The organism is Gammaproteobacteria bacterium (genome assembly GCA_016199745.1).
In the GTDB taxonomy this organism is placed as follows: domain Bacteria; phylum Pseudomonadota; class Gammaproteobacteria; order Acidiferrobacterales; family Sulfurifustaceae; genus JACQFZ01.
In genome coordinates this window covers 1-17,540 of the sequence record JACQFZ010000061.1, presented here as the reverse complement: position 1 = coordinate 17,540, position 17,540 = coordinate 1, and the positions used below count along the sequence as shown (strand labels likewise).

Genomic DNA, 17,540 nt, shown 5'->3' with positions numbered 1-17,540 from the left:
CGTAACTGGTGAATTCGCAGCGAGCTTCTGTCGTTGAGAAGAGCTGCTATTCCAGCCAAACCTTCTCGGGCGCGCGAAGACCGCTCAACTCATAAGTCGGTAACGGGTTAAAACCGCCGATCTTGGCCGTGCCGGCGTCAACCGTGTTGTTGAACATGGGGATGATCGTACCGCTGTCCTCGTAAAGCATCATTTGCAGATCGTGATACATCAGCCGGCGCTTGCCGTAATCGAGCTCGGCGCGCGCCGCCAGCAGCAGCTTGTCGAAATCCGCACGTTTCCAGAAAGACTCGTTCCAGGCAGCGTCCGACTTGTAAGCCACCGACAGCATGAGATCGACGGTTGGCCGTCCGGACCAGTACGACGCGCAGAACGGCTTTTTCAACCAGACATTGTCCCAATAGCCTTCGGCCGGCACGCGGTCGAGTTGCAATGTGATGTCGGCGGCGGCGGCACTCTGTTGGAAAACTTCAGCACAGGCGACCGCTCCGGTGAAGGCGCCATCGGACACGGTTAACACAATCGGCCCGCTGTGGCCCGATTTCTTATAGTGGAACTTTGCCAGGTCCGGGTTGTACGGCCGCTGCGGAATATCGAATGCTTGAAAACGATCGTACGGTGTTATCGGTATGTCTTTGCCAATCTTGCCGTGGCCGTACAGCACCTTATCAACCAGCGTATAGCGATCGATCGCGTATTTAAGCGCGAGTCGTAAATTGTTGTCGTTGAACGGCGCGGTATCGCAACGCATTGGGAACGTGTAGTGCGCGCCGCCGGGAATTTCGAACACTTGTACGTCTCGGTTGCGCGACAGCGAATGTACCGATTTTGCCGCGACCCGGTTGATCAAGTGCACTTTACCGGCCACTAATGCGTCGAGTCGCTCCTGTGGGTCGTTGATCGCGAGCGTTTCGACGGAGTCAACGAAGCCGCGATCGGATCGGAAGTGGTTAGCGTAGCGCCGGGTGAGACCACGCACGCCGGCCTCAAAATTTTCCAGAACGAAGGCGCCGGTGCCGACACCGTCATGAAAATTCGTCCCTTCCGGGCCGATGCTAAGGTGATAGTCAGCCAGCAGATAAGGAATGTCGGCGTTACCGCTATGGAGTCGTATTTTTACCTCGTGCTTGTTGACCGCCTTAATATCGACGACCTGCTCCAACAACGATTTGGCGGCAGACTTAGAGTTCTCCTTGCGGTGATGATTGAGGGAGTAGACGACATCGGCTGCCGTCATCGACTTGCCGTTGTGGAACGTCACACCCTTGCGGAGTTTGAGGGTCCATTCCATTGCCCCCGGTCTCGCGTCCCAGCTCTCCGCCAATGCGGGGCGCGCGACCGGTTGGGTACGTATATCCGAACCGATATCGACCTCGACCAAGGTGTTGTAGAGCTGCATGGCAAAAATCTGCATATACGCAGCGGTGATATCTGCCGGATCTAAAACGTCTTTAGCGCTGGCGCCATTGACGCCCACAATAAGATGGCCGCCGCGCTTGGGCGTTTGCGCCTGCGCCGGCTTGGAAAATGCGCCTTCGGCGACAGCGGCGGAGATGCCGAGGGCTAACGATTGCTTAATGAAGTCTCGACGGCTGATGCTTCCTTTGGTCAACATCGCCTTAAGATTTTCCCAATCGCGCATAGGTGCGACTCCTCAATTTAGAATTATTTAAACACTGAACCGTTGTCGTCTAAGGAGCGCGTATAACCGTCAATGGAAAAAGACAAAGGCACCCATGGCGTTGCTCCGCTGTTCTTAATTTTTGTCAAAACACATCATCGAAAGACAAAACGACACTGGGGTAATTGCGGGTGAGTGAACGCCCCAAAAAGCGGTGATACCAGGAAACACACCGTGTTGTTGTCGGGAGGACTCTGCCGCAAATCTCGAAGTCGGAAATTCGGTGCGCCGCGCGCCGTGACAGGTGATGATCTCGTTGAACGCCCACAGCAAGCATGACGATGCATAGCGGCAGTGTAACGTTTTTATGTAAATTTGGGTAACGCACAAATTTACATAAAGTGCCTCGGTGGCGGTCGATACATTCGCTGCTGTGATAAAGCTCAATCCGCAATTCGTCAGGATACACAACAGTCGAGGTGTGGCACTGCAATTGATGGGCAATAGGGACGAAATCGTCGCCCCTGCATCGTGGCACCACGTTTACGCTGAATCGCATCTGCACATCTGTATACGCAGTTAGAAGATTTTTATGTACATAAAAAGACAAAATATGCTTATTAAGCTAGAATAAGACATATACAAGCATATTATGTCTAGTTAATGAAAAGTCGTATTACTTCGATCGATGAATTGCAGCGCCAACTTGGCGAGCGATTGAAGCGCCTGCGGGTATTCAAGAGACTCGACCAGCACACGCTTGCCGATCAGGCGGGTGTTTCCACGCGGGCTTTGAGCCGGCTTGAAACCGGTAAAGGATCGACCCTCGAAACATTGCTTCGAATCCTCTACGCCCTCCAAGAGACGGGGGCGATCGACGCATTAGCGCCCGAGCCCACGATCGACCCTGTCGCCATGCTTCGCACGAAACGCATGCCGACCCGAGTACGCCGACCGGCCCGTCGACGCAAGGCTAAAAGCCAATGAACGTATCCGTGGTGGAAGTGCGGATGTGGGGCAAGCGCGTCGGTGCCGTTGCCGAAGATCCGCGCTATCGTGCCTACACATTTTCCTATGCTCCCGAATGGCGCAAGACCGGTATCGAACTTGCCCCCAGAATGATGCCGCTCGATTCATCACAAAACGCATTCGTGTTCCCGGCGCTCGCGAAGGAGTCCTTCAAGGGACTCCCGGGCTTGCTCGCCGATGCCTTACCAGATGATTTTGGCAACGCGTTGGTAAACGCTTGGATGGCTGACAAAGGCATCCAACCGTCCGAGGTCACCGCGCTCGATCGGCTCTCCTATATGGCCAAGCGAGGGTTGGGCGCTTTGGAATTTAAACCGGGCCAGGGCCCACGCCGTGAGAGCAAGGAACCGCTGCAGATGGCGAAACTGGTCGAAGTCGCTCGCAGCGCCGTTCAGGGAAATATCGGTCATGATCATTACGCGAAAGCCGCACTGGCGCAGATGATTCGCGTGGGCACGTCGGCACCCGGCGCGCGCGCCAAGGCGGTCATCGCCTGGAACCCAAAAACCCACGAGATTCGCAGCGGACAGTTCGATGTCGATCGCGGCTTCGAACACTGGCTGCTCAAATTCGATGGGGTCGGCGTCGATCTCGAGCTTGGCACTAGTCTGGACTACGGCCGCATCGAGTACGCCTACCACCTGATGGCACGTGCCGCAAAGATCGAGTTGTCGCCGTGCCGGTTGCTTGAGGAAAACGGTCGTGCGCATTTCATGACCAAGCGCTTCGATAGGGACGGCAACAAGAAACATCACATGCAATCGCTCTGCGCCATGGAGCACCTCGATTTCCGCCAGCGCGCGACCCACGCCTATTCGCAGCTCTTTATGACGATCGCCGCGCTCGATCTCGGCCCACGCGCGATGGAACAGGCATTCCGCCGCATGGCCTTCAACGTGATGGCGCGCAATTGCGACGATCACACCAAGAACTTCAATTTCCTGTTTAAGCAGGGCGGCGGCTGGGAGCTAGCGCCGGCGTTCGACATTACCCACGCGCACAACCCGTCCGGCAAATGGACCGCTCAGCACTTAATGAGCGTCAACGGGAAATTCGATGAGATTGCGCGGGCCGATCTGCTCGCCGAGGCGGACAAATATTCGATTCCGCGTCGCAAGGAGATCCTCGATGAGGTTAAAGAGGCAGTCTCGCGTTGGGAGTCCTTTGCGAAGAAGGCGGGAGTTCGTCCGTCGGAAGTGCAACGCGTGCGGGCCGATTTTCAAGCGGTATGAGCAAAGCACGGCGCGGGCCGGCAATTCCAGACCATTTAATTCCTGCGAAACGCAATGGGCCGGAGTGATTTAAAAATAGGCAACGGTATGGCTGCTCGAATTTAAATCACTCCGGCCCGAATGGCGCTTACCTTAAAGCAAAACCGAGACATGACCAATGGCAAGCACGGGGATCACTCCGTGCTTGCCAAACCGCTTACCGCTATTTCTGAGTAATCGCGATCACTCCCGGCGTCGCCGCCCACGTCGCGAACTGACCAATGAAGAAATTAGTGACGTTGAAGTTTCCGGGACTTGAAGAAAATGCTACCGGCAAAGTATTCCAGCCAGCGCCACCGGTTAAGCCAAGATCGAAAGAACGGGTTCGATCAAAATCGCCCAAGATGAGTTTTACACCCGGGGTAGAACTCCAGATCGGAAAATTGACCACGCCATTATTGGTAACCGTCCAGTTGCCATTACCGAGGGATGCTGCCATCGGAATGGTATTCCAGCCCGCTGGACCGGTGATGACGAGATCCGTGCGGGCGTCTCTGTTGAAGTCGGCGGCCAGAACTTTGGCGCCGCCGGTTCTCGACCAATTGCTGAAGTTGCCGACGGCACCGTTGGTGACATTGAAAGCGCCATTACCATTTGAAAATGCCACTGGCACACTCGCCCACCCCAGACCGCCGATCAACGCCAGATCGGCGCGGCCGTCCGCGTTGAAGTCGCCACTGAGTACTTGCACACTCGCGGTGCTCGCCCAGCTTGCGAAGCTGGCGCTGCCGACGTTAGTGACGTTAAAGCTACCGTTGCCGTTTGAGAATGCCACGGGTAGCGACGCCCAACCCAGCACACCGGTCAGCGCTAGGTCAGTGCGACCGTCACCGTTGAAGTCACCGCTGATGATTTTGACGCCAGCCGTACTCGACCAGGTGGCGAAGTTGGCGATGCCGACGTTGGTGACGTTAAAGCTGCCGTTGCCGTTTGAGAACGCCACCGGCACCGACGCCCAACCCGGCACACCGGTCAGCGCTAGGTCAGTGCGACCGTCACCGTTGAAGTCACCACTCATCACTTTGACGCCAGGCGTACTGGCCCAAGCGCCGAAGTTGGTGATGCCGAAGTTGGTGACGTTAAAGCTGCCGTTGCCGTTGGAAAATGCCACCGGCACCGACGCCCATCCGGCACCGCCGGTTAGCGCGACATCGGTAAAGCCATCGTTGTTGAAATCGCCCGTGACCAGTTTGACGTTGGCGGTTGCCGCCCAGTTACTAAAGGAACCGACGGCGCCGTTGGTGACATTGAATGTGCCGGCGCCGGTTGAAAACGCGACCGGCATCGTATTCCAACCCGGACCACCGAGCAGTCCGATGTCGGTACGACCATCGCCGTTCAGGTCCACCAGGTTCTTGGGGTACATGTTGTTGATGGTGGCGCGATCGGTCGAGCTCAACGCATTGTTGTAACTGGAATTGAAGCAGTAGTTCATGATGGAACTGTTGTCGAAGGCGCCGATGATGACGTCGCCGTTGGTACCTTGCGGCGCGTCCGTACACAAGGATCGGTCGGTATCGGGTCGGTTATGTTCATGCGCAATGCCGAGCGCATGACCGAACTCGTGAATGGCGATCGATTCGATACAGCTCTGGCGTATCGTCGCGTTGCTGCAACTCGAACCCCAGGCGGAGAACGTAAAATTCAGCAGCATGCCGTTCACGACGTTGTTCAGAGTCTTACCCAACCCCAACGTACGCGGGCCGGCGTCCTGAATCAGAATGCGAATGCCGGCGCTGGTGGAGGCGGTGCAGTTACCCCAACCGGTAAAAGTGACGGCCGAGGCGGCGTCCCACGTGGCGGCGATGCGGTTCCTGACCCACGTTTGCTCGGTGGCGGTGGCGGCTGACCCGTTTTCCCAGCACACCGGGATTCGATTGCTGGTCCAGCGTGACGATTCGAGAAAGTAACCCTCGTCGCCCTCGGCGAGCGCGATAGTTGGTTGGAGGAGGGTAAACAGTGCGGCCCACAGCAGCAGAAAAGCTAACTTTAGTTGACGTTGGGAAAGGGAAAATACATCGCGTGGAGTTCTTCCATGTGCCATGACGAGTTATTCCTTAGTGTTATTAACGGGAGATTAAGCAAGTCGTATTGATGTAATTAGGCCTCCTAAGCATTTACTGGATGTTGGACCACACAAATCTAACCCACAGCCGAAGTAGGTTAACTGTCGACGGACGGCGAATACAATTCGCCTAAGGACTTATATCAAATATCTCACAAACGTCGTAGCGCCGGCGTGTTTCGTCAGCCACGCCGGCGCCGAGTTTCGTTACTTCCCGTGTACTACGTTACCGATGATTTGCACCACGCCGCTTTCCTGCACATTGACCGAAAGCCGAAGGCTCTTGCCGTATGCCAGCGTAGAGGGGTAACCGATGGTGAGAGTCTCGAGGCCGACGGCGGATTGCAGTAGCACGAGGCCGTAAGGGTTGCTTTGGGTGAGCGCCCAGTTTCGTAGTGCGGCGATCGACGCGCTGACGACGTTGCGGCCGTCGATATCGAGGCTAACGAATGTCAGGTCGCTGCCACCGCCTTGCTTGGTGATTTGGGCGGCGACGAACTTCCCCGGGCCGATTAAATCGACCAACACGTGTTCGCCGATCGCCGCCGGCGCCGCCAACCCTTGGGTACGCTGCGGCTCCAACACCGTATCGGCGTGTACCGCCGTAAAAAACGGGAGCGCTAACAGCGAGAGGATGAAAGCGACGAAATGAAATCTACGTTCCATGACAACTTCTCCTGTAGTGAATGTCGATCTGTCGAACGGGAACAACGCGAGCAAAACTAACACTCCGACTGAGTTCATTCCCTTAGATCTTGGTACTAAGTAGTTAGTATTAGTTGGCCGTTGTGCAGGATTACGGCTAGGCTGTAAACGAAAGGGGCAGGGAGCGTGCAAATTTAAATCACTCCGAATCCTTTCCTTACTCACGGAGCATCACGAATGGATCTCGCTAAAGGGACGGAAGCCGTCCAGCTCAGTGCTGAGTACATCGTTTGGCTATCGGTTCTAGCGACCGCGGGGCTCGTACTTATGTGGGCTGTTTTCTGGCTCGCGGTAATTCGGAACAAGGAAAGTGTTAGTGAAATCCTCTTGAGCACCGGCTTTTTCAGAACAGTCACTGTCATCGGCGTCATTGCCGGAACACTGGTTTTGAGCCTGGCCGGCCGATTGGAGGGGAATATTACTGGCGCGATCCTAAGCGGTATCGTCGGTTATGTCCTAGGTCAAATCTCGGACGGCGGTCATAGCCGTACCGACGAAAAGAAGTGATCAAGTGCGCTACCGCAACAGCGCCTGGTGTTCAATAGTAATAAGCCAACAGCATCAGTTCTGCGTTCCGAATCGCAGCCCCAGGTAATACGGTACCGTCAGCATGCACGGTGCGCCGTTGTAGCCATAACCGCAGGCGGCGCGCTCGGTCGAGTCGATGAACTCCTTCTTATATTGCTTATCGGCGACGTCGATCCACTTGGTGCGATCGGCGTCTCCCGTGCCGCTCGGCAGTAGCGGCGCCAGTTGATACAGCAAGTATGGTAGTACCTCCATGCCGTCGGGCGAACCGCCTTCATCCGTACGGCACGGCGAATACATGAACTGGTGATCGTTGCGAGTCGCCATCCACGGGTATTTCACCGTGTAGGCGGTGTCGAGCCATTGATAGTCGACGATGAACTTCATGTTCTGTAGCAGCATGGTTTCCACTTCGGCGACGTTGAGCGTCGTGTTGCCGAGGTAAGTACCGCTGAAGCTATAGGCCGGCAGCCCCATCTCGTCTTTGACGATCGACAGCCACTGCACGTGTCCCCAGATCAAGTATTGCGCCATCCAACTCGACACGGTGAAGTTGCCGTCGCCGCAGTTGTCGGTGCGCATGTTGGTGATCCAGGCCGAATTGCCGGTCTGCCAGTTCAAGGTTTCGTTGACGTTCGGCCAGCGCGATGTGTCGGGCGACAGCACGATGTGTGCGTGCGGATGTTTCCACCACCAGATACTGTTGGCGACGATGATCGATGCCGCATTCAGATATTTCGCGTCGCCGGTCGCGAGGTACGATTCCATGACCGAATGCAATGTCCAACCGTGCGAACGCTGTTCTTCGAAGTAATTCACCGGATTGCCGCTCGAATCCATCAAGCTCATATCGAAGCGCTTTTTGTTCGCCAGATTGTAGATCCAGTCGCCTTGCTCTTTGATCACCTGCAACGTGCGTTTGTCACCGCTGAAGAGATAATTCTCGGCCAGTCCACCGGGAACGATGTGGCCTTCGTGCGCGCCGCCGCCCTGTTCGTGTTCGTAACTGGCGTGATTGTGGATCATGCCGGGGCCGTTGCCGCGCATGTAGGTGTTCACGTCGCTGCTGTTGTCGATGTTATCGACATGCATCACGTCCCAGTCCATGTGATGACGCGCGCCGACTTCGGCGCTATCGAGCCATTTACGTTCGCCGCTGCGCAAGAACTGCAATAGATCGGCGCGCGGGTCTTCGTAGTGGTGGTTCATGAATTCCGGCTGGCCGCCATCGATGCCGCGCCGGTAGTCGCCGAAATCGCGATTGCCGTAGATCAGAAAGTTCGGGCCGTCGGAAAAACCGATGCGGTCTTTGAAATCCCACGCGCCGGCGGTTTTCTGGTCGTACGCTTGCTGATTCGCCGCGGTCGGCACCAGCGGGCCGAACACGCCGCTGGTCGTGAACCAGTGCGAATTAAATAGAATCGGCGGCCGCTGGAACGCATCGCCGACGTCGACGACATGCGCCGCGTCGCGATCGCCGGCGTGGAATTGGTAATACAGCTCGAAGGTCTTAGCGATTCCCGGATATAAGGAATAGAGCGTGTTGCGCGTGTTGTTGCCGGCAATCTCCCACGGCACAGGTCGGTCCGAGCGCGCCGGTTGCAGCGAGATGACGAACTTGCCGTTCTGCGTGTTGCTCGGGTTGTAACGCAGCTCCTTGGGAAATTGTTGCCAGAACCAGCGCATGCCGCCGCTGACACCGCCGTTGGTGCCGGAGATGTCGAACCAACCTTTTGCGGTCGTACCGTTACCGATACCGGAATAGTCGAAGTTGTACGCGATCTTGCTGGTTAGCGCGACGCCGGCATCCTGCAACAGATAAAGCTCATTGCTGCCGACGGCACCGCTTAGTAGCGAGCTTTGACCGCCGGCGGCGTAAGTACTCGCGGAAACTGCCAGCGGCAATACCAAGTCGAGCGATTTGATATCGAGCACGCGCTTGTTGCGTGGCGGGAATGAACGCAAGTGCCAGCTGCTCATGTCGCGCGGCTTGGCGTCGATCAGCGTGTAGAACATGCGTACCAGCCCGGAGCCGGCGTAGAAGTGCAGTCGTATCTCGAAATCGGTCAATGTCGGATCACCGTCCGAGTTCGCCACTGGTCCTTGCAGCTTGCCCTTGGCGAGCACGGTGATGTGGGTCGGCCCTTGCTCCTCGATGCTGACTTGGTAACCGCTCGTTTGTGCCGCCGAGCTAAAGGTTTGCGCGGCGCTGTTGCCGTAGTTGCCGACGGCGACGATCTCGCCGGGGCCGGACAGCATGGCGGTTTCAAACACGCCGTCATTGTTACGGTCGAGCCAAACCTGGTCGAAGATCGTGAATCGATTTTTATTGATGGCAAAGCGTAGCGTGCCGTTGCTGACGACGATCTGGTTAGTGTCCTGTGTCAGCGCGAGGTCGGTGGTGTAGTTGGAAGCGTGGGTAACGCCGTTGCCGTAGTACAGCTGATAGCTGACCACGCCGGGCTGCGCCAGAAAATCGACCGCCACCGACTTGAGACTGTTATCGGACCAGCCGGCGACTTTGGAAAATTGTGCCGGTACTTCCTGGCCGTTGCCATTTACCAATCGCAGATTGTCGAGCGAGGTTAATGCGCCGCGCGGGAACGGTACGGCCGACGATACCGGAAAGGCGCTGTTCGTAACCGGATCAATTAGGCTAAGCGGAATCGACTTGGCAGCGCCGACGGCGGCAAACATCGCCGATACCGATTTCGCGCCGGTCATTACGACATCGCATGTGGTCGCGCTGCCGGTGCAAACGCCGCTCCAACCGCGAAATTCGTTACCGGCGCTCACGCTTGCCGTTAGCCGAACCGATACGCCGGAGCTGTACGAGTGATTGCAATTACTGGAACAGTTGTCGATGCCGCTGGGCGCCGAGCTCACCGTGCCGCCGCCGGTAACATTGACGGTCAGCGCGTAAGTTGATGCGGGTACTGTACTGAAAGTCGCCGTAACCATGCGGTTCGCCGACATCGGTACGGTGCAGGTTCCCGTGCCCGAGCAGTTTATGTCGCTGCCGCTCCAGCCGGTAAAGGTCGAGCCGTTGGCGGCCACCGCCGTCAACACTACTGACGTTGCCGATGTGTAAGGCGCCTCGCAAACGCTACCGCAGTTGATACCGGAGATATTGGACGTGACGGTACCGGCACCGTTACCACCGCGTTGCACCGCTAGCGTGTAGTTAGTCGGCGGGTCTTGCGTGAAGGTCGCGGTCACCGTGCGCGCCGCGGTCATCGCGATCGCGCATGGCGTGGTTCCGGCGCAGCTAACGCCGTTGATACTCCAGCCGCTGAAGCTGTAACCGCTGGCGGCACTGGCGGTTAGCGTGACGTTAGTGCCGGCGGCGTACGACTCGACACAATCGCTGCCGCAATTAATACCAGCCGGACTGGAACTGATCGTGCCGGCGCCGACGCGATGCACCTCGAGTGCATAGCTCGATGCATTGACCGGACTGAAGGTCGCAAACACCGTGTGTTCCGCCGTCATCGGTACGGTGCAAGTCGCCGTACCAGCGCAGGCGACTCCGCTGCCGCTCCAACCGTTGAAGACATAACCGCTGGCCGCCGTTGCTGAAAGCGTGATCGACGTGCCGGCGGCAATTAGTTCGCTGCAGTCGGTGCCACAGTTGATGCCGGCGGCGGAGGTGACAGTGCCGGAGCCGTTGACTTGCACCGTTAACGAATAAGACGACTGCGTGAACGTCGCCGTGACCGTGCGCGCCGCGCTCATCGGTACGACGCACGGATCGGTGCCGGGACAAGTGACGCCGCTAACGCTCCAGCCGCTAAAGCCGTAGCCGTTGCCAGCGACCGCCGTCAGTGTGACCGACGTGGCCGATGCGTATGACGCGGTGCAGTCAGATGTGCAATCGATGCCTGAGGGATTCGACGTAATCGTGCCGCTACCGACGACATGGACCTGTAGGGTGTTGTTAGTCGGGTCGGTATTGATCGTTTCTTCGTTGCTGCCGCAAGCGCTAAGCGCGAATACGGCGGCGGCGCCGAGCCAGCCGATGATGCGACGTGCGCTGCGTTGCGCAGCGAGATAATTTCGGTCCATGAAGATCCCCTAGGCAAAAACATAAAGTTGTTACGTTCTTTTTGTCGACGGCGGCCAGCCGCTGTCGCTCATGCGCGTGATCGCGCTGAGATTTAACGATTCGACAGAGTATTAACGCGGCGTCGGCCACGCTGCGGCCGAATCGAGAGATAGAGGTAGGAATAGTAAAGAGAACGACGGTCGACCGATTTCATTGTTATTTTCTCCCTGTAGCTGCAGGTTTAACCCGCTCTTTATTCAGTGCTCGAAAACACCGAGGACAGCTTATGCAGATCGGCATTTTGCCGTCCACATGAACCGGGCGGAGTGATGAAGCTGAGCAGACGGAAGGTCGCGGTAGATGGACCGCCGTTCAACTCACATCGATAGCTCAGTTCTTGTCTTTCAGCCGTCCGAGCTCGCGTTCGTATTTGCGCGCCAGCGCCACCAAGCGCGGTGTCGGTCCGGTGTCTTCGTAGATCGGATCGTTGTGATCGTCTTCGGCGATGACACGGTGGCCGGGAACATACGGCAACGCCCCTTCGAGCTCGTCCAATGCGGCCGAGAGTAGATCAGTAATGATGTCTTCCGGCCGCCGGCCGGGAAACATTTCTGCCAGTGCATGTATGCGCGCGGCATCGTGTAACGGCAGATGCACGGCATACTCTTCGATCGTGCGGCGTGCTGCCGCTTTCTTTTGCCAGTCCTTAATTAATTCTTTGATACGCATCGGCCGATTCCTCGATGAATACATAAATTAATTTTAGATCGCCGCCTAATTGGCCGCGGTGGTCCAAGGGTTTTGTCATAGCTAGAGCCGAACATTATGTTAGAGTAATTCGATCGAGGTCGGTTGGTGAATGGCAACATTCGTTGCTGAAATCGGACAACAATACGCCCTCGCAGACGTTATGGGATCGCTATCGCACATACTTCGAGACGCAAGGCTGCGACTACGCGGCGCTTATGTACTCGTGCTCGTGCTCGGTGTGTTGTTCTCCGGCTTGATCTTCGTTTATAGCGAAGATGTCTTGAATGTCTCCCGTCGTTTGATCGACGCCGAATTACCGGCGCTCAATCGCATCGCCGCACTCAAAGTCGAGATCATGCGCGAGGAGGCGGCGCTCTACGATTTCTACGCTACTGAGGATCACGAGCGCTTCGAGCGCGAGTTCACCGATACGCAGGTGCATGTGTCGCAGCTGATCGATGAGATCGAGCGCCAAGACGCACAACCGCAGTTGGCCAACGTGCGAGCTGATCACGCCGAGCTTGGCCACTACGCGCGCGATCTCGTGACGGCGCTCGATTCGTCGCATCTCGGCTATGCCGAAGCGCACGATATTCTGGCCGGCGCCAGCAGCGTCGTCCGCGAAATCCACGCCGAGCTCGACGTGCTCGCGCGCCTAGTGGAAGGGCGCGTCCGCGACAGTGCCGGTCTCACCGGCATGACGGTGCGCAAAATGACGCACTTGGGCGTGCTCTTCAGTCTCGGCATATTTTTGATCGCTGTATTCGTCGGTCATTACATCGATGTGTACGTGCGCGAGAGCGCTGAGCGCCGCAAGCTGGCGGTGTTCGCCGAACGTAATCCTAATCCGGTCATGCGGCTGGCGCTCAACGGCGACGTCATTTACGCCAACGCCGCCGCCTTGGAATTGGCCCAACGCATGGGCTGGGATTCGGGGCAGGCGTTATTGCCGCTCGATGCCGAGCAGCGGCTGGCGGTGTTGCGTAGCGCCGGCGAGCGTTACGAGGTGTGGCATTACGACCGCGACGACCGCGCGCTCGAATGTGGCATTCACTTTTTGCCCGATCTCAGCATCTTTCACGCGTACGTCACCGACATCACCGATCGACGCTTGAGCGAAGAGAAGTTGGTGCACCAGGCGTATCACCATCCGCTGACCGGTTTACCGAACCGGCGCATGTTTCAAGAAGTGGTGGAGCAGACCTTGCGCGCGCCCGATCGCGGCGCCCAGCGTAGCGCCGTCGTGTTGCTCGACATCGATCGTCTCAAGGTGATCATCGATACGCTTGGGCACGAAGTCGGCGATGAGTTGCTGAAAACGGTAGCGGCGCAGTTGCGCGCGGCGCTGGAAGATTCTCGGGTGCTGTGCCGCGGTGCGACGCTGTATCACCTGGAAGCCGACTCGTTTGCGGTATTCGTGCCGATCATCGCCGGCGAGCAAACGGTAGCGTTGCTGGCGGAGAAGATCGCCTCAGCTTGCAAGCAGGTGTACGTCGATGGTCGCGAATACTCGGTTAGCTTCAGTATCGGTATCGCTAACTTTCCGGAAGACGGTAACGATGCGCTCACCCTGCTGAAAAACGCCGACTCGGCGATGCATGGCGTGAAGCGCCAAGGCGGCGGTGGCTTCCGACTTTATAAGCCGGAGATGAACGCCATGGCGGCACACTGGCTGAACCTCGAAAGTTATTTGCGCCATGCGATCGAACGCAATGAGCTGCGGTTGTTTTATCAGCCGCAGATCGACGTGCGCACCGGCCGCATCGCCGGCTTAGAGGCGCTGTTGCGTTGGCAACATCCGCAGCGTGGCTTGTTGTCGCCGAAGGAGTTCATTACCGTTGCCGAGGATAGCGGTTTAATCAATGAGATCGGCGAGTGGGCACTGCGCACGGCCTGCGCGCAGAATTGTAGCTGGCGTAAGCAGGGAACGATCAGTACTACTGTAGCCGTCAACATTTCCGGTCGGCAATTCCACCAACAGAATCTGGTGGCCATGATCGGCACTTTGCTCGCCGACTCGGGGTTGCCGGCCGATGCCTTGGAAATCGAAATCACCGAAAGTGTCGCGATGCACGATGTCGAGCGCACGGCGCAGACGCTGCGCGAGCTCAAGGAAATGGGCGTGCAGCTGGCAATCGACGACTTCGGTACCGGCTTCTCTTCGCTCGCGTACTTGAAGCGCTTCCCGATCGACAAGCTCAAGATCGACCAATCATTTATTAAGAATGTGACCACCGACGGCACCGATGCCGCGATCGCGCGCGCGGTCGTGAGTCTCGGACACGCGTTGCGGCTTCGGGTCTGTGCCGAGGGCGTGGAGACGCGCGATCAACTGGCGCGCTTGCGTCAATTCGATTGTGACGAAGCGCAAGGCGTGTTTTACAGCCAGCCGGTGCCGCCGGATCAGATCGAACTGCTGTCGCGTGGGCACAAGCGCTTGGCGGGGGCCGGGTCTTAGGTTTTCGGGAGATCGGCAGAAGCCCATGAAAGCCCTTAGCCCGACCCGCCTATAAGCGGGAGAGAAAGCGTATGCAAAACGAGAACAACGATAATTCGTCGATGATCGTCGACTGCGCGCTGTATCGTGACGGTGCGCGCGTCAAGCAACTGACCATCGATGAGATCAGCGAGGCGTTGGCCGACGCTGATGGTGGTTTCGTTTGGCTCGGTCTCTATGAGCCGAGCGAACAGCTGCTGCATGTGGTCAAGGAAGAATTCGGCTTGCACGAGTTGGCGGTCGAGGACGCGCATTCGGCACATCAGCGGCCGAAGCTCGAAATGTATGGCGATTCGTTATTTATGGTGTTGCGTACCTGCCAGTTCGTCAACAACAAGATCGAGTTCGGCGAGACCCACATTTTTGTCGGCAAGAATTATTTGGTCACGGTGCGGCACGGTGCGTCGCAGGCGTACTCGCCGGTACGCGCCCGCTGCGAGTCGAGCCCGGAGCAAATGTGCCGCGGCCCGGGTTACGTGCTCTATGCCGTTGTCGATTTCGTCGTCGACAACTATTTGCCGATCGTGCAAAACCTGGAGGCGCGGCTCGACGAAGTTGACGACGATATTTTTCGTGGCGATACCAAACAGACCAGTCTGAAGCGCATTTACGATCTGAAATGGCAGCTGATGCAGTTACGCAAGGCGGTCGAGCCGCTGCTCGAAGTCTGCGGTCAATTGCTGAATCTGCGCACGCCGCTGATCGCCGACGAGGCGCGGCCGTACTTTCGCGACGTGCTCGACCATGTGCGTCGCGCCAGTGAATCGATTGAAATCATGCGCGACATGGTGAATACGGCGTTGTCGGTGAATGTCGGTCTCATCACCATCCGCCAGAATGAAGTGGTCAAGAGCCTCGCCGGTTGGGGCGCGCTGTTGGCGGTGCCGACGTTGATCTCCAGCATCTACGGCATGAACTTTCATCACATGCCAGAGCTTGAGTGGAAATATGGTTATCCGGTGGTGCTCGGCGGCATCGTGCTCGTATGCAGTCTGTTGTATCGCAAGCTGCGTCGCGCCGGATGGATTTGACGGGAAACTTCTGGTCCGGGGACGGCCCGGACACGCGTCGGCAGCGAGGTTGCCGATTTTACCTATAGTATGGTCGTTATTCGTCGTCCGACCGCCGCCGACCTTGTCGCCGCGCGCGCCAAGCGCGTGGCCGATGTTATCGCCCCCGACCTAAAGATTTTGTTCGTCGGCATCAATCCCGGACTTTACACCGCCGCCGTCGGCCATCACTTCGCTCGTCCCGGTAATCGTTTCTGGCCGGCATTGTTCGCCGCCGGCTACACGCCGCGTCTATTGGCAGCGCACGAACAACGCGAGCTGCTCGATTACGGTTACGGCATCACTAATGTCGTCAGCCGTACGACCGCGGCCGCCGATGAGCTTAGCCGTGCCGAAATCGTCGACGGCGGTCGCCGACTCGAGGCGAAGGTGCGGCGCTACCGCCCCCACATTGTCGCCATCCTCGGACTGACGACTTACCGTACGGCATTCGCCCGGCCGAACGCGCAAGGCGGCCGGCAACAGCAATGTCTCGGCGATGCCGAGCTGTGGGTGTTGTCGAACCCGAGCGGTTTGAACGCGCATTTCCGCCCGGCCGACTTCGCACGGTTATTTCGCGACGTACGGCGAGCGGCTGAAGCGTAGCGCCGGACCACACCCGTTTTTGCCGGCGCCGGCGGTATTGCGGCTGAACCTCGATAACTGCCGCTGCCGCACCTAATATTAGATGCACATCGTGGTTTTTCCGTTGCGGCAGAAAAGGAGACTTACAAAAATGCGCGTTCGCATTATTTCATTGGCCGTTAGCTTGTTGTGCTCGCTGGCGGCGCATGCCGAGATCCACATCGCCGTCGTTGGACCGATGACCGGCCAATATGCGGTCTTCGGCGAGCAAATGCGCCGTGGTATGGAGATGGCGGTGAACGACATCAATGCCAACGGCGGTGTTCTTGGCCAGAAGCTGGTGCTCGAAGTCGGCGATGATGCATGCGATCCGAAGCAGGCGGTGGCGATTGCGAAAGAGGTTGCGGCCAAGAAGGTGGTGTTCGTCAACGGCCATTATTGTTCAGGTTCGTCGATCCCGGCGTCCGATGTCTACAACGATCACGGCGTACTACAAATCTCACCGGCCTCGACCAACCCGAAGTTCACCGAACGTGGTTTAAAAAATATTTTCCGTGTATGCGGACGCGACGATCAGCAAGGCTTGGTGGCCGGCGCCTACATTGCGCAGCACTTCAAGCAAGTGAACGTTGCCATCCTGCATGATGGCGATGCCTACGGCAAAGGCCTGGCTGACGAAACCAAGAAAACCCTGAATAGGCTCGGCAAGAAGGAGACGCTGTACGAAACGATTGCGCCGGGCGAGAAAGATTATTCGGCGATCGTGCGCAAATTGAAGGCGGCGAACATCGGTCTGATTTATTTCGGCGGTTATCACACGGAAGCCGGTTTGATCATTCGCCAAGCGCACAGCCAAGGCCTAAAGGCGGTGCTGATGGCGGGTGACGCATTGATGACGGAAGAGTACTGGGCAATCACCGGTGCGTATGGCGAAGGGACGTTGATGACGTTTAACCCCGATCCGATGCGCAATCCCGCCGCCAAGCCGGTCGCCGAAAAATTTGTGCAGCAGGGTTGGCGGCCGGAGGGCTACACGCTCTATGCCTACGGCGCCACCCAGGCGTGGGCGCAAGCGGCGCAAACGGCCGGCAATGCGAAGGTGACCGACGTTGCCAAAGTCCTCAAAAGCGGCAAGCGCTTCGACACGGTGCTCGGCAAGATTGCGTTCGACGCCAACGGCGATGTGAAAGCGCCGGGGTTCGTCGTGTATGAATGGAAGGGCGGTAAGTACGACTACGTACAGAAATAATATTTCAATGTATCTATGGACTCCACCCGATTTGCAAGAAGAAGATTAACCGCTTACCCCGAGGTTGAAATTGCACGTATCTATTCGGCCTGTTTGTTGAGCGGTTCTCTCGCTCGGGCCAGGATGCAAAGCGCGCACCGGGATCC

At 57.5% G+C, this 17,540-nt stretch carries 12 protein-coding genes; 7 read left to right on the top strand and 5 right to left on the bottom strand.

Features of this window, described 5'->3' with window-relative positions; all coding sequences use genetic code 11:
• Positions 1-46: 46 nt before the first annotated feature.
• Entirely contained in the window at positions 47-1,642 is a 1,596-nt protein-coding gene (locus tag HY308_16625; protein MBI3899901.1) for an ABC transporter substrate-binding protein, read from the bottom strand.
• Positions 1,643-2,284: 642 nt separating this feature from the next.
• On the opposite strand from HY308_16625, the gene HY308_16620 reads away from it, so the two are divergent.
• A complete protein-coding gene (locus tag HY308_16620) occupies positions 2,285-2,608 on the top strand; it encodes a helix-turn-helix transcriptional regulator (GenBank protein MBI3899900.1) in 324 nt (107 codons plus the stop codon).
• Positions 2,605-3,882, top strand: coding sequence for a type II toxin-antitoxin system HipA family toxin (locus HY308_16615; protein MBI3899899.1), 1,278 nt, complete (start codon positions 2,605-2,607; stop codon positions 3,880-3,882). Before HY308_16620 ends, HY308_16615 begins: the two co-directional genes overlap by 4 nt.
• A 202-nt stretch (positions 3,883-4,084) precedes the next feature.
• On the opposite strand, the gene HY308_16610 is transcribed toward HY308_16615, so the two are convergent.
• Positions 4,085-5,965, bottom strand: coding sequence for a VCBS repeat-containing protein (locus tag HY308_16610; protein MBI3899898.1), 1,881 nt, complete (start codon positions 5,963-5,965; stop codon positions 4,085-4,087).
• Between the two features lie 228 nt (positions 5,966-6,193).
• A complete protein-coding gene (locus HY308_16605; GenBank protein MBI3899897.1) occupies positions 6,194-6,652 on the bottom strand; it encodes a hypothetical protein in 459 nt (152 codons plus the stop codon).
• 216 nt (positions 6,653-6,868) lie between these two features.
• On the opposite strand from HY308_16605, the gene HY308_16600 reads away from it, so the two are divergent.
• Positions 6,869-7,198 (top strand): hypothetical protein, encoded by a 330-nt coding sequence (locus HY308_16600; protein ID MBI3899896.1) that lies wholly within the window; start codon positions 6,869-6,871, stop codon positions 7,196-7,198.
• A gap of 54 nt (positions 7,199-7,252) precedes the next feature.
• Here the strand turns inward: HY308_16600 and HY308_16595 are convergent, their stop codons facing one another.
• Together HY308_16595 and HY308_16590 are read right to left on the bottom strand one after the other, a co-directional pair.
• The gene (locus tag HY308_16595) at positions 7,253-11,284 is read right to left on the bottom strand and encodes a hypothetical protein (protein MBI3899895.1); all 4,032 of its coding nucleotides are present in this window, start codon (positions 11,282-11,284) and stop codon (positions 7,253-7,255) included.
• Positions 11,285-11,654: 370 nt separating this feature from the next.
• Positions 11,655-11,993 (bottom strand): type 1 pili tip component, encoded by a 339-nt coding sequence (locus HY308_16590; protein ID MBI3899894.1) that lies wholly within the window; start codon positions 11,991-11,993, stop codon positions 11,655-11,657.
• Positions 11,994-12,123: 130 nt separating this feature from the next.
• Here HY308_16590 and HY308_16585 point away from each other — a divergent pair, with 130 nt between their 5' ends.
• The 4 genes from HY308_16585 to HY308_16570 all read left to right on the top strand — a co-directional run bounded on the left by HY308_16585 (position 12,124) and on the right by HY308_16570 (position 17,394).
• The gene (locus HY308_16585) at positions 12,124-14,472 is read left to right on the top strand and encodes a bifunctional diguanylate cyclase/phosphodiesterase (protein ID MBI3899893.1); all 2,349 of its coding nucleotides are present in this window, start codon (positions 12,124-12,126) and stop codon (positions 14,470-14,472) included.
• 71 nt (positions 14,473-14,543) lie between these two features.
• On the top strand, positions 14,544-15,542 hold the full coding sequence (corA, locus tag HY308_16580) for a magnesium/cobalt transporter CorA (protein ID MBI3899892.1): 999 nt from the start codon (positions 14,544-14,546) through the stop codon (positions 15,540-15,542).
• Between the two features lie 69 nt (positions 15,543-15,611).
• Positions 15,612-16,166, top strand: a complete 555-nt coding sequence (gene mug / locus HY308_16575; protein ID MBI3899891.1) for a G/U mismatch-specific DNA glycosylase — start codon at positions 15,612-15,614, stop codon at positions 16,164-16,166.
• Positions 16,167-16,296: 130 nt separating this feature from the next.
• Complete coding sequence (locus tag HY308_16570; GenBank protein MBI3899890.1) at positions 16,297-17,394, top strand: branched-chain amino acid ABC transporter substrate-binding protein; 1,098 nt, start codon at positions 16,297-16,299, stop codon at positions 17,392-17,394.
• Positions 17,395-17,540: the final 146 nt, after the last annotated feature.